Here is a 17,747-nt window from a genome sequence, read left to right as displayed (position 1 = left end):
CGCGGGTACTGGCGTTGACGGTGTTCTTCAAACACCTGATCCACCCATTCGGCAGGAACAGCCTGCTCCAGTATCAATTTCGTCATGACACTGGCCGGTGTCTTTTTTTCAAACCGCGCTAGAACTTCTGCCCACATCGTTTTCGTCACCCTGACTGGAGTTTTAGGGGATTCTAAACGAAGACCTTGAAAGGGCTGGCTGTAAGAGCGGAACCATAAGCCGCCGTTACCGCAGAAACGGATATGTACTCAATCAACCAAGAACCTGGTCGGCCCAAAGGCCGCCAAGTTCAAAAGCCAAGATCAAGCCAAACTCTTGCTGACCACTTCAAACACATCACTGGACAACTGCCCCGAAGCCCGAATCCGCTCCAGCTCCCCCTTCATCAAAGCCTGACGAGCACTGTCGTACTTGCGCCAGCGAGTCAAAGGCGCCAACTGGCGAGAAGCAATCTGCGGATTAAAGCCATTCAACTCGATCACCAGATCCGCGAGGAAGCGATACCCGGAACCATCGGCAGCATGGAAGTTGATCAGGTTCTGCCCGGCAAACGCACCAACCAGTGCCCGCACCTTGTTCGGGTTCTTGATGTTGAACGCCGGGTGCTGCATCAACGCCTTGACCCGCGCCAGGCCACCGGGCAACRCACTGCCGGCCTGGACGCTGAACCACTGATCCATGACCAGCGGGTTGTCCTTGAAGTGCTCGGCGAAGCTGGCCAGCGCCTTGGCCTTCTCGGCTTCGAACGGTGAATTGACCAGCACGGCGAGTGCGGTCAGGCGCTCGGTCATGTTGTCGCACGCGTCGAACTGCTCCAGGGTCGCAGCCACAACTTCCGGCTTGCCGCTGAGCATCAGGTAGGACAACGCGATGTTCTGCAAGGCACGACGGGCGAAATGCTCGGCTTCGGCCATGTACGGCGTCTGCTTCGACAATTCGCGATTGGCCTGATAACGCTGCCACAGGCCTTCGAACAACGCGTCAGCCAGTTGCTTGCGGGCAAACTCGCGGGCGACATGAATCGCCTCGACGTCTGCCACTTCGCTGATCTCGGTCAGGTACGCTTCGCTTGGCAGCGACAACATTTCTGCGACCATGGCCTGATCCAGCGACTCGTCCGAGAGCACAGTACGCAGCGCCGACACCAGACGCTGATCGAGTACCAGTGCTTCGCCCTTCTGCTGCTGGCCGATCAATTCCTGCAGCACCTGCACCGACAGTTGCTGGCCGGCATCCCAGCGGTTGAAGCCGTCGCTGTCGTGCTGCATCAGGAACATCAACTGGTCGCGGTTGTACGGGAAACTCAGTTTCACCGGCGCCGAGAAACCACGCAGCAACGATGGCAGCGGTTGTTCGGCGATATCGACGAAGGTGAAAGTCTGCTCGGCTTCGGTCACCGAAATGACCCGCGAGGTCCCTTGCGCGGTGGCTTCACCGGACAGACGCAGGGCAATCGCTGCCCCTTTGGAATCCAGCAGGCCCAGCTCGACAGGGATCACGAACGGCAGTTTTTCAACCTTGTCCGGGGTTTGCGGGCAGCTCTGGCGGAAGGTCAGGCTGTAGGTTTTCGCGGCGCTGTCGTAGGACTCAGTTACCGCCAGACGCGGTGTACCGGCCTGGCTGTACCAGCGCTTGAACTGGGTCAGGTCGACACCATTGGCATCTTCCATGGCCTTGATGAAGTCATCGCAGGTCACGGCCTGGCCGTCGTGGCGCTCGAAGTACAGGTCGCTGCCTTTGCGGAAGCCTTCGGCGCCGAGCAAGGTGTGGATCATGCCGACCACTTCCGAGCCCTTTTCGTACACGGTCAGGGTGTAGAAGTTGGAAATCTCGATGAAGCTGTCCGGGCGCACGGCGTGGGCCATGGGACCGGCGTCTTCGGCGAACTGGTGGGTGCGCAGGTAGGCCACGTCCTGGATGCGCTTGACCGTGGCCGAGTTCATGTCCGAGGAGAAACCGGCATCGCGGAACACGGTGAAGCCTTCCTTGAGCGATAGCTGGAACCAATCGCGGCAGGTCACGCGGTTGCCCGACCAGTTGTGGAAGTATTCGTGGGCGACGATTGCCTCGACCCGTTGGTGCGCGGCGTCGGTGGCGGTTTCGGCCTTGGCCAGCACGGCGCTGGAGTTGAAGATGTTGAGGCCCTTGTTTTCCATGGCGCCCATGTTGAAGTCATTCACGGCGACGATCATGAAGATGTCCAGGTCGTACTCGCGACCGTAGACCTCTTCGTCCCAGCGCATGGACTTCTTCAGGCTGTTCATGGCGTGCTGGCACTTGTCGATGTTTTCCGGCTCGACGTAAATGCGCAGCGCCACGTTGCGCTCGCTCATGGTGGTGAAGCTGTCTTCGACGCACCACAGGTCACCGGCCACCAGCGCAAACAGGTACGCCGGTTTCTTGAACGGGTCTTCCCAGGTCGCCCAGTGCCGGCCGTCTTCGCCGGGACCGGAAGCGATCGGGTTGCCGTTGGACAGCAGTACCGGATAGCTGTGTTGTTCGGCAACCACCGTGGTGGTGAACTTACTCATCACGTCCGGGCGATCGAGGTAATAGGTGATTTTGCGGAAGCCTTCAGCCTCGCACTGGGTGCAGAACATCGTGCCGGACTTGTACAGGCCTTCCAGCGCGGTGTTGGTTTCCGGGTGGATCCTGACGCTGGTGTCGACCGTGAAGGTGGTGCTGGTCGGATGCAGGGTCAGGTGATTCTCGGTCAGCTGATACTGCGCCTCGGTAAGCTCCTGGTCGGCCAGAGTCACCGCCAACAGCTCAAGCTGCTGGCCGTCCAGCACCAGCGGCGGCAGCCCCGGGCCACGCTCGGGGTTGCGGCGCATCACCAGTTGCGCATGGACCAGGCTGTGGTCCTCGTACAACTCGAAGGTCAGGTGCGTTTCGTCGATCAGGTACTCGGGCGCCTGATAGTCCTTGAGGTAGATCATCTTCGGTTGTTCGGTGCGCATGCTGGAGTCCTTACTGATGCACGGCGAGCTGGTAAGCCGTGTATTTACGAATATTGATCACGCCGGTGTCGAAGATCAGGTACTGGCCCTTGACCCCCATCAGCGTGCCTTCGGCAATCGGGTTCTTGTCCAGGTTGAAGCTGACGATCTTCGCCGGGTATTGCTCGACCGGGTAGCGGATTTCCAGCGGTTCGACATCGGTCACCGGCTGGATCGCCTGCAAGCCAAATCGCTGCTGCAACCCGAGCAAACCTTCAGCGCAGCTGTCGAACAGTTGATCGCGGACCTCGGCCAGGTTCACCGCCGCCGCATCGCCCTTGAGCAAAGCACGCCAGTTGGTCTTGTCGGCCACCTGGCTGCGGAACAGATCCTCGACGAAACCGGACTGTTGCCGGGTCGAGACGCGCATGATCGGCAAGGCCTGGCTCGCACCCTGGTCGAGCCAGCGGGTCGGCAGCTGGGTGGCGCGGGTAATCCCGACTTTCACCCCCGACGAATTGGCCAGGTACACCACGTGGTCGGTCATGCAGAACTTCTCGCCCCATTCGGGCTCGCGGCAGGTGCCGGCGTCGAAGTGGCAACGCTCCGGGCTCATGATGCAGACGTCGCACTGGGCCAGTTTGGTCATGCACGGGTAGCAGTAGCCCTGGCTGAAACTGGTCTTGGTCTTGCGTCCGCAATGGATGCAGTGGATCGCACCCAGGTATTCCAGGCGCACCGTGGTACCGATCAACGGATTGACCGGGACCTCGGTTTCGCCCAGACGAAATGCGTATTGCACGTTCGACCCGTCCAGGCGCGCCGACATTTTGCTGATTGCACCGCGGCCAATCTCGATCAATGGATGGCATCCGACTTGAACAGGATGTTCGGTACTTCGATCGACTTCGAAGCGCATTCCTGCGGCCCCATGTAGCCGGTACGCTGGTCCTCGGGCAGGTTCTGGACTTCCCAGGCGATCATCGCCTGCAGTGACAGCTCGCGCTGCTCCGCGGTGAGTTTGCCACCGTCGGACCATTTGCCGATTTCCACGGCCAGTTTCAGGCTCTCGTAGATATCGTGGGTGATGTTCTTGATCATTTCGTTAAAAGAGGACATTGGGTCTCCGTCTCTTTATTGCATGTTCTGAATTAGGCGGCCAGTTTACGGCGGTTATACAACCCGCCCAACAAACCGGTGAAGCATCCGATGAGTAACCCGCTGACATGGGCCGCGTTGGCGATTTCGCCGAAGCCGATCATCGAGACCAGCCCGGACAGGCACAGCAGCAACCACACCAGCATCATCACCAGCACGCCTCGCGGCAGGCGATAAGCCGGGTTCGGCGCCAGCAGCTGGAAGATCCAGCAATGCCCGAGCAGGCCGTACAGTACACCGGACAAACCACCGAACAAGGTCGGGCCGCTGAAGAAATACTGGGCGTAGTTGGACACCAGGCTGAACAGCAGGGTCAGGCCGATCAGGTTGATACTGCCCTGACGCGACTCGATGCGCCGCCCCAGTTCCCAGTACCACATGCCGTTCATCGCCAGGTGCAGGATGCCGAAGTGAATCAGCATCGGCGTGAACAGGCGCCACCACTGCCCCGCCGCCAGGCTGTCGGCCAGTGGCGTGAAGTGGAGGTATTCGCCAACCACGCGGAATTCGAGGAAGGTCAGCCAGCGCAGCGTTTCAAGATTGTCGCCGAGCATGGTCACTGCGCCGACAATCACGCTCAGCAACAGCACCAGCGCGGTGGCCCTGGCATATTTCAATTGTTCGACGAACCCCGGACGCTCGATGGTCTGCGCCAACGGAATGTCCAGCTGCTGATCGGGGTCGCCCGCCGGAAAGCGTTCGTACAGCGCGCGAACGTCTTCGCTGATGTTCTGCGGCACCCACAGCACCTGCTCGCCAGCCTCTTCACTGACGCGGTGGGGCACCTGCATGCGCTTGAGCAGCGTGACGAACCCGCTCAAGTCCACCGCCAATGGCAGACGCAATACCGCTACAGCACTCATTGCAGCACCTCCGGCCGCTCGACATCGACCCAGACGAATTTATGCGGATCCAGACGGGTTTCCTGATCCAGGCGATAGGCAACCAGTTTGCCGTACAGCACCGCGCTGTAATCCAGACAGGCCAGGTTCGGCCGGATCGGTACCGGCTTGCCGCTGCGCCAGTAATGACCGACGAACAGCAGCGGCTCGTCGATGCCATAGCGCAGCAAACTGTTTTTTTCGGTGGACGTCAGCGGCGTCCGGGCCACGGGTTCGGGCAGTGCATCGGGCTGGAACACGATGTCGCCGTAGGTTTTCGGATCGTCTTCCCAGAACTTGGTGCGGAAGAACGAACGCACCAGCCCATCGCCGCTGGTCATGGTCAGGCCATGGGGCAAGCGCATGTCCGTGCCGCGCAACAGGCGATCGAAGACGGTGCAGGCAAAAGATCCCGATTCCGCCGAAGCCTGGAGAAAAGGCTCGTCGACRCAACCGTTGGGGAACAACGCCCGCAGCGGTTCGATCAGGCCGGCGTCCCAGCAGGCATGTACCACCCGGAAGCGTCCGGCATCGACGAACAATGGCAGCTCATAGAACCATTGCTGGAAGTCGTGCCAGTCACCCGGATGGTGTTCGAACTGGGTCAGGGTTTCATGCAGCAGGCGGGCATGGCGCGGCGTGTGCTCGCGCACGAATTGCTTGCCGCTGCCGGGTAGCGCCGGCGTGCTCCAGCCCAGCGCATTGAACTCGTGGTTGCCCATGATGCACAGCGCCTGACCGGCCTCGACCATGTCGTGGACGATATGCAGCGCCTCGCGAATCCGCGGGCCGCGATCGATGATATCGCCGACGAACACCGCCATGCGCGAGGCGTGTCGCCAGACGCCAGCCTGTTTGTGATAACCGAGTCGGTCGAGCAAGTGCTCCAGGGTCAGAGCGCAACCGTGCACGTCACCGATCAGGTCGTAGCTACGCGCGGGATCGAGCATCAGTCGCCTCCACCCCCCAACTTGCTGCCCCAGCCGAGCTTGGTCCGGCAGACTTCATAGTAGTTGTGGTCGAGCGGGTGAATCAGCCGCAGTTTCTGGGCTTTCTTGCTGACGGTAATGGTGTCGCCGGGCGCGCAGGTAAAGTGGTTCTGCCCGTCACACGAGACTTGCGGGTAAATCTGCATATCCTTGGACACGACGATTTTCAGCTCACTGTTGCCATCGACCACAATCGGTCTACCTGACAAGGTATGGGGGTACATCGGCACAATCACAATAGCGTCGAGCTTGGGATGCATGATCGGCCCGCCGGCAGACAGTGCATATGCGGTGGAACCGGTCGGCGTGGCGACGATCAGGCCGTCGGCCTTCTGGCTGCAGACGAACTGGCCGTCGATGTACAGCTCGAATTCGATCATTCGGGTGGATTTGCCTGGGTGCAGTACCACATCGTTCAGTGCATCGCCCTGGCCGATGGCCTCGCCGTGGCGACGGACTTCGGCCTGCAGCAGGAAGCGGTTTTCCACCAGATAGTGGCCATCCAGCACTTCGGCGACCTTGGTTTCCAGCTCGTCGGGGCGAATGTCGGTCAGGAAACCCAGGCTGCCGCGGTTGATGCCGAGCACCGGGATATTGTGCCTGGCCAGTGCCCGGGCGGCGCCGAGCAGGCTGCCGTCACCACCGACCACGATGACCATGTCGCAGACTTCGCCGAGCATCTTGCGCGACGAGGTTTGCAAGCCATGCCCTGGCAGCACTTCGGCGATGGTGTCTTCGAGGATCACGTGCAGGTGACGATCGAGCAGAAACCGTTTCAGTCGGCGGACGGTATCCAGCACCTGGGAACTGCCCAGGCGACCGATGATGCCGATATTGCGAAATTGCTCCATGGGGCTCCTGCGGGGATCTGTGTGGCGGCGAAAACCACGATTATGGGCGAAAGCCGCCCGTAGACAAAATCCTTTCAGCTTCAAGGTTGTGCCCGGGTTTCGGGCTATGCTCGCAAGATGATGCTATTTCCCGATTTGCTCCACCTGCCCCATCAATTACGCCATCCCGAAGTGCGTGACCTGGCGTGGGTCATCCTCGCGCCGCCTATGCTGGACGGCACCCTGTGGCCACAGCGTCACCCGCTGGCCGGTAGCGACTGGGTGCAGACACCGGAGCGCCTGGAGCATTGGCTGCGGCAACTGGACCGGGACAGTTATGGCTTGCTGCACTGGCTGGCCCAGGCCCGGACCCAGCGTCTGGGCCTGTATTACGAACGCCTCTGGCAATTCGCCGTACAGCATGCGCCCGGCATAGAACTGATTGCCGCCAACATGCCGATTCGCCGCGAGGGGCACACCCTGGGTGAACTGGACATGCTGCTGCGCGACCGCGACGGCGTGCATCACCTGGAACTGGCGATCAAGCTCTACCTCGGCCCGCAATCCGGCGACGGACATGACACCGCCCAGTGGCTGGGCCCGGGCTGCCACGACCGGCTCGACCGCAAACTGGCGCACCTGAGCCAGCATCAATTGCCGATTTCCGCGCGCCCCGAGAGCCGTGAAGTGCTGGCGGCGCTGGATATCCAGGCGTTCAGCGCCCATTTGTGGCTGGGCGGGTACTTGCTGTACCCATGGCCCGGACAGGCGGCCTCACCGGCGGGCGCACATCCGCAGCATTTGCGCGGTCGTTGGTTGCATCAAAAGGATTGGCCGGCATTGTTGGCCCAGAGCCCGCCCGGTCGCTGGCAACCCCTGCCTCGCCACGCCTGGCTGGCGCCGGCGCATTACTCGGCGGAGCACACCTGGAACCCTGAACAGATGCAGGCGTGGCTCAATGACCTGGACCCGCTGGCGCCGGCACAATTGCTGGTGCGCCTGACGGAAAATGCCAGCGGCGACTGGGAAGAAGCCGAGCGATTGTTTCTGGTGGCGGATCTTTGGCCGAATGTGCCGGGCAATACCTGAATTTTGCTGTGTCTGAGCCGTCCCCATCGCGAGCAGGCTCGCTCCCACATTGGATCTCAGTCATTCGCAAGTTTTGTATCCACTGAGGATCCCTGTGGGAGCGAGCCTGCTCGCGAAGGGGTCAACCCGGTCCAAAGAGACAACCGCATTGCCGGTTATCCAGCGCTTCGCAGGACAAAGCGCTGACCAATGAACATCAAACTTTCTTGTGCTGCTCGACCCATTGCCCATAGGCATTGATGAAATTTTGCAGGAACGGCTTGACCGACTCGGACAACTTGCCCGCCTCGTCGAACGCCGAACCGGCGTTCCCCAGATAGGCCTCCGGCTGCTGCATCATCGGCACATTCAGAAACACCATGGACTGACGCAGGTTGTGATTGGCACCAAACCCGCCGACGGCCCCCGGAGAAGCACTGATAACGGCGCCGGGCTTGCCACTCCACGAACTCTTGCCATAAGGGCGAGAACCGACGTCAATCGCGTTTTTCAGCGGCGCCGGCACCGAACGGTTGTATTCCGGGGTCACGAACAACACCGCGTCGGATGAGCTCACCTGTTGTCGGAAAGTGCTGTAGGCTGCCGGCGGTGAAGCGCCATCGATGTCTTCGTTATAGAGCGGCAAATCGCCAATTTCGACGATGTTGAGCTTGAGATTGGCCGGCGCCAGCTCTATCAGGGCCCGTGCGACCTTGCGGTTGATCGATTCCTTTCTCAAGCTGCCGACCACGACGGCGATCGTATAGACGTTGCTCATAAGAGTTTCTCGACTGTCCGATAGGAAGAGCTTGTAGTTATAGATGACGATTCAAGCAGCGGGCGACCGAAAACACCGTCCCTGACTATTTTTTTCCCGTAGGAAAACTTACCTCGCCCAAGCACGGTCTACAGTGCCGCAAATTGAGTGATTTATCTCCAGAGGTTCTAAACAGATGGCAGCAGTACTCGTCGGTCAGTTCCATGCAAGAGATGCGGAAGGCCGTATTTATTCGGTGCACGAGTTCCAGGACTCCACCCCGGCGGTAGACGGTTCAGGGCCTGTCACCACCTACAAGCTGGCCATTGGCGACCGTGTCAACAAGGTCGACGACAATGAATTCATGCTGGTGCAAACCGGCGTGACCATTACCCGCGAACCGCAAACCGCCAGCGCTTCATAACCCGTCGTTATGAGCAGAAGTCATATGCGCGGACTTGGGGTAGGATTCAGCCACTGACTCCTCCACCTGCTGAACATGGACTTCACGCATGCGCTTACGCCATATCGAAGTGATCCAGGCGCTCTTGCAGACCGGTCACCTGGGCACCGCCGCCGAATGGCTGCAGATGCCGGTGACCGAAGTCGAGCGCTTGCTGCGCGACGCCGAGGATCAGTTGGGTTTCATGCTGTTCGCCAGCGTTCGCGGGCGTTTGCAGGCCACCCGCGAAGCGCGGGAATTGCAGGTGGAAATTGTCCGGGTCTACGATGCACTCGAACCCGTACAGCGCCTGGCCAACAGCCTCAGGCAATACCTGGCGCCGCCATTGCGCATCATCTGTACCCCGCCTCTGGCTAACCAACTGTTGCCACACAGCATCGCGGCACTGCGCCGACGACTGCCCGACGCGCCTTGCACACTCCTTTGCCAGCCCACCCGCGACATCGTCAGAAGCCTGCTGCTACGTGAAAGCGATCTGGGGCTGAGCCTGCATGACCCTGATCACGCCGACCTCGATTGCCAGGCGATTGCCCAGGGCAAACTTCAATTGCTCGCACCCCATGGCTGGCTGCAACCGAAACAGAAATACATTTCACTGCAGGATCTGGCCGGTCAATCGATGATCGGCCTTGAGGGGCAAGACCCGCTGAGCCCGGCACTGGAAAACAAACTGCACGGCTTGCGCCCTGCTCCGGTGATTCAAACCCGGGTCCAGACGCATCAGATGATGCGCAGCATGGTCGAGGCCGGCGAAGGTCTGGCCATCGTCGACCCCTTCACCGCCCTTGGTGCCAAAGCCTCGGGACTGGACACCTGCCCGTTGGCGCCAGCCGTGCCGATCATTCTCTACGCCTTGTCGCTGAAAAACGTCGAGCCGTCTCCGGCGGTTCAGGCACTGTTGGCCATCGTCACGGAACAAGCCGCGGCGATGCTGACGAACTGAGCATATTTTCCAGCGGATTTTCGAACATTCGATACCAGAACAGCGCCACTTCGGCGGTGTTCGGATCGATGCCGCGATAGCGCAGCTGGTCGAGCCCGCCAATCACATAACCGCAGCGCTCATAGAGCCGGCAGGCCCCGAGGTTGTTGTTCTGGGTTTCGAGCATGATGCCCGGGAGTTTTTTCTTGCGGCTCCAGAATTGCGCCACATCCAGCAGGGCCTTGGCCACTCCATGCCGTCGGGCCGGTGCATGCACCGCCAGTTCGTCGATATGGGCAAAGCCGTTCCAGTTGGTACTGACCACCAGATGCCCCACGGGCTGGTCATCCAGATAGGCCATGAAAATCGCGCTGTCGGCGCCATCGCGAAAGCTGCTGAATTCCTCGGGGTCGATGCCGTAGCACTTGCGATAAGGCGTGATCGGGGTGACCGGCCACTGTGCCACCGGCTTGCCTATTTCGGCCGCACCGTAGGCCGCGACTTCAAAACTGAAATCACTGCCCCAGATATAGGCGGCAAAACCCTCGTCGGCAACCCGTACCGACAACCCTGGGAAATTCGGATTTATAACCGGCTGCATACTGGGAAAGGTCCTCATTCCTTGATGCAATCGACGGTGTAGCACCGTCCACTGCCCTGATCTTCATGTTGCAATCCGTGCACATCAGCAACGAACCCCGGGAAACTGCTATCGAACGTGCGGGCAAACGCCAGGTAATCGATGATCGAGCGGGTCGACTCGGTAAAGCGCTCGCCCGGCATGATCAGCGGAATGCCAGGTGGATACGGCACCAGCATCACCGCCGCGATCCGCCCGGCGACCGCATCGATCGACACGGCTTCGACTTCACCCCGCACCAATTGATCATAGGCGTCCGCCGGCTTCATCGCGACTTCCGGCAGTACGGTGTACATGCGCTTGAGGTGCCTGGCGGTGGCGTTGCTGCGATAACAGGCATGTAGCTGATCGCACAGATCACGCAGGCCCATGCCCTGATAGCGCGCGACATTCTCTTGCGCCACACAGGGCAGGCAACTGGTCAGACTGACGTTGGCGTCGTAGCTGCGCTTGAACTCCAGCAGTTCGGTTAGCAGCGTGCTCCACTTGCCCTTGGTGATGCCCATGGAGAACAACACCAGGAACGAATACAGCCCGGTCTTCTCGACCACCAGGCCACGCTCCCAAAGGAACTTGCTGACCACTGCCGCCGGAATCCCTCGCTCACTGAGGGCGCCACCGGCCGTCAATCCAGGCATCACCAGCGTGACCTTGATCGGGTCGAGCAGCACATAATCGTCGGTCACGCCGCCAAAGCCATGCCAGTCGGCATCGGGCTGCAGCAACCAATCCTCGGTGACGACCCGCTCGATACCTTCCGCCGACGGCGGTTGCCAGATCGAAAACCACCAGTCATCAGCAGCAATGTGCTGTCTCAAATTAGCCAGCGCCCGGCGAAAACTCAGGGCTTCGTCGAACATTTCCTGCAACAGCGAACGCCCGGCCGGCCCTTCCATCATCGCCGAAGCCACATCCAGCGAGGCGATGATGCCGTACTGCGGCGAAGTCGAGATGTGCATCATGAACGCTTCGTTGAAGCGATCCCGGTCCAGTTGCCGCGCGCCGCCATCGCGCACGTGAATCATCGACGCCTGACTGAAAGCCGCCAGCAACTTGTGGGTGGAGTGGGTGGTAAACACCAACGGGCTGTCTTCATCACGGGACGTATCCATGCCGTAGCGCCCGGCAAAAAACTCATGAAACGCCGCATAGGCGTACCAGGCCTCGTCGAAGTGCAGCACCTCAACGCTATTGCCCAGTTGCTGCCTGATCAGCTCCGCGTTGTAGCAGAGGCCGTCATAGGTCGAATTGGTCACTACGGCGAGTTTGACCTTCGGTGAACGCCCCTTGGTCAGCGGACTGGCGTCGATCTTGGCCTGGATCGATTCACGGCTGAACTCACTCAGGGGAATCGGGCCTATGATCCCCAGCTCATTACGCTCCGGACACAAGTACAGCGGGATCGCGCCGGTCATGATGATCGAGTGCAGCACCGACTTGTGGCAATTGCGATCCACCAGCACCAGGTCATCGCGGGCGACCGCCGAGTGCCAGACAATCTTGTTGGCCGTGGACGTGCCATTGATCACGAAAAAGGTGTGATCGGCGCCGAAATTACGTGCTGCACGGGCCTCGGCTTCAGCCAGGGGACCGGTGTGATCGAGTAAAGAGCCGAGCTCCGGCACCGACACCGAAAGATCCGAGCGCAGGGTGTTTTCCCCGAAAAACTGGTGAAACGCCTGCCCGACCGGACTCTTGTGATACGCCACGCCACCGCCGTGACCGGGGGTGTGCCACGAATAGTTGGAGTCCGCCGTGTGTTGCACCAACGCCTTGAAAAACGGCGGCAACAGGCCATCGAGGTATTTGCGCGCGGCGCGGGCCACCTGTCGGGCGAGAAAGGGCACCGTGTCTTCAAACAGGTAAAGAATGCCGCGCAACTGATTGAGCTCGGCCATGGCGTCGGCAGGCGCATTTTCCAGGGTCACTGTTTCGCCCAAGGCGAAGATCGGCAGATCCGGCGCACGCACTCGCGCCAGACCAATCAGCTCGGCCATGTTTTGCAATAAATGGGAATGGGCGCTGGCGTCCTCAGAGGCAATCAACATGCAGGACAGGCCATGGTAAGTCGACGCCACCAATCGTCCTTCGGTGTAGTCCACCGCTGAAACGACGCTGAACCCTTCCTGCTCCAGCTCCCGGGCAATTCCCCGCACACGGTCGCCGGCAACGCTGTCGGACTTGATGTCGCGATGGACAATCAGGACCGGGAATTTCAAATCTTTATACATGAGGCTCAGTGTCCTGAGGCGGCAGACCAGAGCCTGCCAATTACCTCAGGGTAGAGTGTTGCAGAAGATGTGGCGAGCAGGATGCCCTGAAATGGGTCACAAGGTGTCCCTTTTTTTGAAAGGGCTAAACCTGAGCTTCAGCCTCGGCCAACTGCACCCACAACGCAGGGGCTCCAGCGGATTTGCCGATGATTTCCAGGCGCGCCGCGTGGCGGGCCAGGTCGTCCTCGCTGGCGCGGATGATGCGCGTCGGCTGGCGATCTGCTGGCAAACGGCGAATCTCGGTGGCCGAATTGTCCGCCCCTTCACCGGAGCCATTGCCATCGGAGGCGTTACCGGCCAGGGACAGGCTGGTCTGCCCCCCGGTCATGGTCAGGTAGACGTCGGCGAGAATCTCGGAGTCGAGCAAGGCGCCGTGCAGTTCACGGCCGGAGTTGTCGACGCCATAGCGCTTGCACAAGGCGTCGAGGCTGTTGCGCTGCCCCGGGTGACGTTCCCGGGCCATCATCAGGGTGTCGAGGATCGTGCAGTGCTGCGTGATGTCCGCGCGGTCCTGCTGCCCCATCAGGGCGAATTCGTTGTTGATGAAGCCAACGTCGAACGCCGCGTTATGGATGATCAGCTGCGCGCCCTTGATGAACTCGAAGAACTCTTCGGCCACTTCGGCAAAACGCGGCTTGCCCACGAGGAATTCGTTGGTGATGCCGTGGACGCCGATGGCGCCCTCGTCACTTTCGCGATCGGGTTGCAGGTACACGTGAAAGTGCCGGCCCGTCAGGCGTCGGCCGATCAACTCGACACAACCGATTTCGATAATCCGGTGGCCGTCGGTCACCGGCATGCCGGTGGTTTCGGTGTCGAGTACTACGGATCTGGTGGCCATCAGCGCTCAGCTCTCAATCGGTCAATCGTGCAAAAGCGGCGATGTTAACACGCTTGCCGGGGTCTTTCAGATACACCGTGTTGCCCCCATCGTCGGAGCGCCGCCCGGASCAAGCTCGCTCCCACAGTGGATCGCCAGTGCACACAAAGTTTGTGCTCGACGCAGATCAAAATGTGGGAGCGAGCTTGSTCCGGGCGGCGYTCCGACGATGGSSGCAACTCGGTGTATCGGTTGAACTCAATTCAGCTTTGCTTGTACCCGCGCACTTCATCCACGCCACGGTTGGCCAACTGGTCGGCCCGTTCGTTGCCGTGATGGCCAATGTGTCCGCGCACCCATTTCCAGGTGACCTTGTGGCGATTGACCTGCTCGTCGAGCAACTTCCACAGGTCAGCATTCTTCACCGGCTCCTTCGCCGCGGTTTTCCAGCCGCGCTTCTTCCAGTTGTCCATCCACTCGTTGATGCCTTTCATCACGTACTGGGAGTCGGTCACCAGCAGCACCTCGCAGGGACGCTTGAGCTCTTCCAGGCCGCGGATCGCGCCCATCAGCTCCATGCGGTTGTTGGTGGTATTGGCTTCGCCGCCCCAGAGTTCCTTTTCGACGCCCTTGCACACCAGCAGCGCGCCCCAGCCGCCAGGGCCAGGGTTGCCCTTGCAGGCGCCGTCGGTGAACAGTTCTACGCTATCGCTCATGCCAATCTATCCAGAAAATGCGCTGGCCCGCCGATCGCTGATCGACAACGGCCGAAGCCGGGACAGGCCCGGCCGCAAATGAAAAGTGTGTATTACGGTTCGATGTTGCGCCGGTTGACCTTGGCCATCGGCAAAGGAATCAGCTTGCCCATCGGCTCGCGCCGCTCCTGACGGACCGGTCGCAGGCCCACCACGATCTTGCGCGCCACCAACAGATAGAAGCCGCCGCCCGACAGTTGCCAGTCACCGGCCCTGCGCTCCCAACCGGCCAGGCGAGTCTGCCATGCCGGTGACGCAAGCGGCGGACGATAGCACCCGAAGCGGCGTTTCTCCAGCGCGAAGCCCAGCAGGTTCAGCCAGTCCGCGACCCGCGACGGCGAAATGCAGCGCGCCTTGCGCAGCGCATCCTGGGCAAACACATGCCGCAGCCCCCAAGTGCTCCAGGGATTGATGCCGATGATCAGCAAATGCCCCCCGGGCCGCACGCTGCTTGCCGCCTCGCGAAGCAAACCGTGGGGCGACAGGCAGAAATCCAGGCCATGTTGCAGCACCACCACGTCGGCAGCATGCTCGCTCAACGGCCAGGCCTGTTCCTCGCAGACGATCTCGACCCCCGGCAACGGCGCGCCAAGGCGCACATTGCGCTGCACCTGCGGGGCTGACGGCGGGGTTTGGGCCGAGGGGCCGTAATGCACCAGATAACCACCAAAGAACCGCCCGAGCTCGTCTTCGAGCATGCGCCGCTCTTCGTCCAGCAGAAATTGCCCGATGGGACCGGCCAGCCACTCGCGGGCCGCGCCGATCAACGCGAGCCAGTCAGGATCAGCCTGTGCGAACGCTTTATCAGTCATTGCATTCTCCAACACGCCAGGAAGTTCTAAGATGCGCCATTGTTTTCCGCTTGGCGAATCCGACGATGATACAGATCACTGCCCTGCCCGCCTTCACCGACAACTACATCTGGTTGTTACAAGACCACGGCAGCAAGCGCTGCGCGGTCGTCGATCCGGGTGATGCCGCCCCGGTACAAGCCTGGCTCGCGGCCAATCCGGGTTGGGTACTGAGTGATATTTTGATCACTCACCACCATCATGACCACGTCGGCGGCGTCGAGTTGCTGAAGAAAGCGACAAACGCGAAAGTCTATGGCCCGGCCAGCGAAAAAATCCCGGCTCGGGACGTTGCGCTCAAGGACAACGACAAGGTCAGCGTTCTCGGCCTGGACTTCGATATCTTCGCGGTCCCTGGCCACACCCTGGGGCATATCGCCTATTACCATCACGGCTTGCTGTTCTGCGGCGACACCTTGTTTGCCGCCGGCTGCGGGCGGTTGTTCGAAGGCACGCCACAGCAAATGTACAGCTCGCTGACGCGCCTCGCTGCGTTGCCGGAAGACACACTGGTCTACTGCACCCACGAATACACCCTCGGCAATCTGAAGTTTGCGGCGGCCGTCGAACCGAACAACCCGGACACCGCCGAGCGCCTGGCCAAAGTTACCCGCCAACGGCAATCCGGGATCATGACGCTGCCGTCGACACTGGCGCTGGAAAAGCTCACGAACCCGTTTTTGCGCTCCGGTGAAACATCCGTTAAAGAAAAAGCGGACGAACGGACCGGCACCGATAACTCGGCGCCCGATATGGTTTTTGCTGCTATTCGAGCGTGGAAAGACACGTTCTAAAGGGATCTCGCAAGGTTGCAACAATTCTGAAAGGTTGACCGCGCAGGGTGCCCTTTCTAGAATCGCCCGACATTTTTGCCCGGAACTTACTTCCAGCCAATGTCGTCACCTATTCGCAAAGCCATCAGTTCAGACGCATTGACCCGCTTGGCTCAAGCCATTGCGGTGGCTGTGTCCGCCACCCTGGCGGGCTGTTCCAGCCATGCGCCGCAGACTGATGCGGCGCATACGTCGAACATCGCCGCGCGCGCCAAGCAGAAGCCGATCTGGCTCAGCGAAAAACCCAGCCCGCAAATTCCGCAAGACGTCTGGGAGCGTATGCGCCAGGGCTTCCAGTTGCAGGACGGGCTGGGCGTCAACCCGCGCATCGAGCAACAGCGCCTTTGGTTCGCCAGCAATCCATCTTTCCTCGAAAACGCCGGCGAACGTGGCAGCCTATACATTCATTACATCGTCGAACGCCTTGAAGAGCGCAACATGCCGCTGGAACTGGCACTGCTGCCAGTGATTGAAAGTGCCTACAACCCGATGGCCTATTCCCGGGCCGACGCGGTGGGTCTTTGGCAATTCATCCCCTCCACCGGGCGTTACTTCAACCTGCGTCAAACCCGTTTCTATGATGGCCGTCGCGACATCACCGCCTCGACCACCGCCGCGATGGATTACCTGACCCGCCTGCACGACATGTTCAATGGCGACTGGTTGCTGGCCCTGGCGGCCTACAACGCCGGCGAAGGCACCGTCAGCCGGGCCATCGAGCGCAACGAGCGTCTCGGCCTGCCGACCGACTACTGGAACCTGCCGCTGCCCGCCGAAACCCAGGCTTATGTGCCGAAGTTGCTGGCACTGTCGCAAGTGGTGATGGCGCCGGAAGCCTACGGCGTGAACCTCAACCCGATAGCCAACGAACCCTACTTCCAGGTCGTCGAAATCAACCAGCGGATGGACCTGTCCAAGGTTGCTGAAGTCGCCAACATCGACGAAGACGAACTGTTCCAGCTGAACCCGGCCTTCAAGCAGCGCACCACCACCCTTGATGGCCCGCAACATTTGCTGGTGCCGACTTCCAAGGCACAGCTGCTGACCAGCAGCCTGCAGACCATGCGTCCTGAAGAACTGATCAGCAAGAAATCGCTCAAGCCGGTCTTCGAAGGTGCCGACGATACTCAGGTCGCCAGCGTCAAGCGTTCCTACCGGGTCAAACGCGGCGACAACCTCGGCTCCATCGCCAAGGCCAACAACGTTGACGTGAAGGACCTGCAACGCTGGAACAATCTGACTGGCAAGAACCTCAAGCCCGGCCAGACCCTGGTCATGCAGGACAACAGCAAACGCAACTCCGGGCGCGTCAACACCGTGATTGCAGCGAATACCAAAAAACAGCAGACCACGTACAAGGTCCAGCAAGGCGACTCGCTGTACATCGTGGCCAAGCGCTTCAACGTAGAGATGCAGCACCTCAAGCGCTGGAACCCGCGTGTCGGCCAGGCGCTGAAGCCTGGCCAAATGTTGACCGTGGCCAACCCGCACTAAACAACAGCCCCTGAATTCAGGGGCTTTTTATGCCTGCGCAGTTTTTGTGGCGAGTGCAAAAACCTGTGGGAGCG

The 17,747-nt window shown here is 60.5% G+C and carries 17 protein-coding genes and 1 pseudogene; 5 read left to right on the top strand and 13 right to left on the bottom strand.

The window, feature by feature from the left end; genetic code table 11:
• From AC1DRN_RS28540 to AC1DRN_RS28510, 7 genes and pseudogenes are all read right to left on the bottom strand, one after another.
• Positions 1-137 (bottom strand): annotated as a pseudogene (locus AC1DRN_RS28540) (IS4 family transposase); the annotation flags it as partial.
• A 165-nt stretch (positions 138-302) separates the two neighbouring features.
• Positions 303-2,960 (bottom strand): aminopeptidase N, encoded by a 2,658-nt coding sequence (pepN, locus tag AC1DRN_RS28535; RefSeq protein WP_477786870.1) that lies wholly within the window; start codon positions 2,958-2,960, stop codon positions 303-305.
• Positions 2,961-2,970: 10 nt separating this feature from the next.
• The gene (locus AC1DRN_RS28530) at positions 2,971-3,801 is read right to left on the bottom strand and encodes a DUF2797 domain-containing protein (RefSeq protein WP_223461787.1); all 831 of its coding nucleotides are present in this window, start codon (positions 3,799-3,801) and stop codon (positions 2,971-2,973) included.
• Complete coding sequence (locus AC1DRN_RS28525) at positions 3,798-4,058, bottom strand: YeaC family protein (protein ID WP_223461789.1); 261 nt, start codon at positions 4,056-4,058, stop codon at positions 3,798-3,800. The genes AC1DRN_RS28530 and AC1DRN_RS28525 overlap by 4 nt, the downstream gene beginning before the upstream one ends.
• A 32-nt stretch (positions 4,059-4,090) precedes the next feature.
• Entirely contained in the window at positions 4,091-4,960 is an 870-nt protein-coding gene (locus AC1DRN_RS28520; protein WP_223461791.1) for a rhomboid family intramembrane serine protease, read from the bottom strand.
• On the bottom strand, positions 4,957-5,928 hold the full coding sequence (locus AC1DRN_RS28515) for a metallophosphoesterase (RefSeq protein ID WP_223461793.1): 972 nt from the start codon (positions 5,926-5,928) through the stop codon (positions 4,957-4,959). The genes AC1DRN_RS28520 and AC1DRN_RS28515 overlap by 4 nt, the downstream gene beginning before the upstream one ends.
• A complete protein-coding gene (locus tag AC1DRN_RS28510) occupies positions 5,928-6,818 on the bottom strand; it encodes an NAD(+) kinase (RefSeq protein WP_057398469.1) in 891 nt (296 codons plus the stop codon). Before AC1DRN_RS28510 ends, AC1DRN_RS28515 begins: the two co-directional genes overlap by 1 nt.
• Positions 6,819-6,935: 117 nt before the next feature.
• Here AC1DRN_RS28510 and AC1DRN_RS28505 point away from each other — a divergent pair, with 117 nt between their 5' ends.
• Positions 6,936-7,886, top strand: coding sequence for a DUF1853 family protein (locus tag AC1DRN_RS28505; protein WP_223461795.1), 951 nt, complete (start codon positions 6,936-6,938; stop codon positions 7,884-7,886).
• 196 nt (positions 7,887-8,082) lie between these two features.
• Here the strand turns inward: AC1DRN_RS28505 and AC1DRN_RS28500 are convergent, their stop codons facing one another.
• Complete coding sequence (locus AC1DRN_RS28500) at positions 8,083-8,643, bottom strand: NADPH-dependent FMN reductase (RefSeq protein ID WP_223461797.1); 561 nt, start codon at positions 8,641-8,643, stop codon at positions 8,083-8,085.
• A 175-nt stretch (positions 8,644-8,818) separates the two neighbouring features.
• Between AC1DRN_RS28500 and AC1DRN_RS28495 the strand changes: the two genes are divergently transcribed.
• Entirely contained in the window at positions 8,819-9,046 is a 228-nt protein-coding gene (locus tag AC1DRN_RS28495; RefSeq protein WP_223461799.1) for a hypothetical protein, read from the top strand.
• Positions 9,047-9,134: 88 nt separating this feature from the next.
• Positions 9,135-10,028: a LysR substrate-binding domain-containing protein gene (locus AC1DRN_RS28490; protein ID WP_223461802.1), complete on the top strand. Its 894-nt coding sequence runs from the start codon at positions 9,135-9,137 to the stop codon at positions 10,026-10,028.
• Here AC1DRN_RS28490 and AC1DRN_RS28485 read toward each other — a convergent pair.
• The 5 genes from AC1DRN_RS28485 to AC1DRN_RS28465 form a co-directional block, all read right to left on the bottom strand.
• Positions 9,994-10,608: a GNAT family N-acetyltransferase gene (locus tag AC1DRN_RS28485; RefSeq protein ID WP_223461804.1), complete on the bottom strand. Its 615-nt coding sequence runs from the start codon at positions 10,606-10,608 to the stop codon at positions 9,994-9,996. The genes AC1DRN_RS28490 and AC1DRN_RS28485 overlap by 35 nt on opposite strands.
• Positions 10,609-10,622: 14 nt before the next feature.
• Positions 10,623-12,878, bottom strand: a complete 2,256-nt coding sequence (locus AC1DRN_RS28480; protein WP_457266171.1) for an Orn/Lys/Arg family decarboxylase — start codon at positions 12,876-12,878, stop codon at positions 10,623-10,625.
• Between the two features lie 124 nt (positions 12,879-13,002).
• Entirely contained in the window at positions 13,003-13,761 is a 759-nt protein-coding gene (gene dnaQ, locus AC1DRN_RS28475; RefSeq protein ID WP_457266172.1) for a DNA polymerase III subunit epsilon, read from the bottom strand.
• A gap of 242 nt (positions 13,762-14,003) precedes the next feature.
• A complete protein-coding gene (gene rnhA / locus AC1DRN_RS28470; protein WP_053158774.1) occupies positions 14,004-14,456 on the bottom strand; it encodes a ribonuclease HI in 453 nt (150 codons plus the stop codon).
• 92 nt (positions 14,457-14,548) lie between these two features.
• A complete protein-coding gene (locus tag AC1DRN_RS28465) occupies positions 14,549-15,307 on the bottom strand; it encodes a class I SAM-dependent methyltransferase (protein ID WP_223461810.1) in 759 nt (252 codons plus the stop codon).
• 65 nt (positions 15,308-15,372) lie between these two features.
• Here AC1DRN_RS28465 and gloB point away from each other — a divergent pair, with 65 nt between their 5' ends.
• Both gloB and AC1DRN_RS28455 read left to right on the top strand, forming a co-directional pair.
• On the top strand, positions 15,373-16,140 hold the full coding sequence (gloB, locus tag AC1DRN_RS28460; RefSeq protein WP_223461812.1) for a hydroxyacylglutathione hydrolase: 768 nt from the start codon (positions 15,373-15,375) through the stop codon (positions 16,138-16,140).
• A gap of 99 nt (positions 16,141-16,239) precedes the next feature.
• Entirely contained in the window at positions 16,240-17,673 is a 1,434-nt protein-coding gene (locus tag AC1DRN_RS28455; protein WP_223461814.1) for a transglycosylase SLT domain-containing protein, read from the top strand.
• Positions 17,674-17,747 lie beyond the last annotated feature (74 nt).

The sequence above is a fragment of the Pseudomonas sp. P5_B3 genome (assembly GCF_056400405.1).
This window is presented reverse-complemented; position numbering and strand designations above follow the sequence as displayed.

Bases quoted from the DNA above. Each gene is read 5' to 3' on its own strand.
- AC1DRN_RS28500 (WP_223461797.1), bottom strand. From the start codon at position 8,643: ATGAGCAACGTCTATACGATCGCCGTCGTGGTCGGCAGCTTGAGAAAG.
- AC1DRN_RS28455 (WP_223461814.1), top strand. From the start codon at position 16,240: ATGTCGTCACCTATTCGCAAAGCCATCAGTTCAGACGCATTGACCCGC.
- AC1DRN_RS28510 (WP_057398469.1), bottom strand. From the start codon at position 6,818: ATGGAGCAATTTCGCAATATCGGCATCATCGGTCGCCTGGGCAGTTCC.
- rnhA (WP_053158774.1), bottom strand. From the start codon at position 14,456: ATGAGCGATAGCGTAGAACTGTTCACCGACGGCGCCTGCAAGGGCAAC.
- AC1DRN_RS28480 (WP_457266171.1), bottom strand. From the start codon at position 12,878: ATGTATAAAGATTTGAAATTCCCGGTCCTGATTGTCCATCGCGACATC.
- AC1DRN_RS28485 (WP_223461804.1), bottom strand. From the start codon at position 10,608: ATGCAGCCGGTTATAAATCCGAATTTCCCAGGGTTGTCGGTACGGGTT.
- dnaQ (WP_457266172.1), bottom strand. From the start codon at position 13,761: ATGGCCACCAGATCCGTAGTACTCGACACCGAAACCACCGGCATGCCG.
- AC1DRN_RS28495 (WP_223461799.1), top strand. From the start codon at position 8,819: ATGGCAGCAGTACTCGTCGGTCAGTTCCATGCAAGAGATGCGGAAGGC.
- AC1DRN_RS28525 (WP_223461789.1), bottom strand. From the start codon at position 4,058: ATGTCCTCTTTTAACGAAATGATCAAGAACATCACCCACGATATCTAC.
- gloB (WP_223461812.1), top strand. From the start codon at position 15,373: ATGATACAGATCACTGCCCTGCCCGCCTTCACCGACAACTACATCTGG.
- AC1DRN_RS28465 (WP_223461810.1), bottom strand. From the start codon at position 15,307: ATGACTGATAAAGCGTTCGCACAGGCTGATCCTGACTGGCTCGCGTTG.
- AC1DRN_RS28520 (WP_223461791.1), bottom strand. From the start codon at position 4,960: ATGAGTGCTGTAGCGGTATTGCGTCTGCCATTGGCGGTGGACTTGAGC.
- AC1DRN_RS28490 (WP_223461802.1), top strand. From the start codon at position 9,135: ATGCGCTTACGCCATATCGAAGTGATCCAGGCGCTCTTGCAGACCGGT.
- AC1DRN_RS28505 (WP_223461795.1), top strand. From the start codon at position 6,936: ATGATGCTATTTCCCGATTTGCTCCACCTGCCCCATCAATTACGCCAT.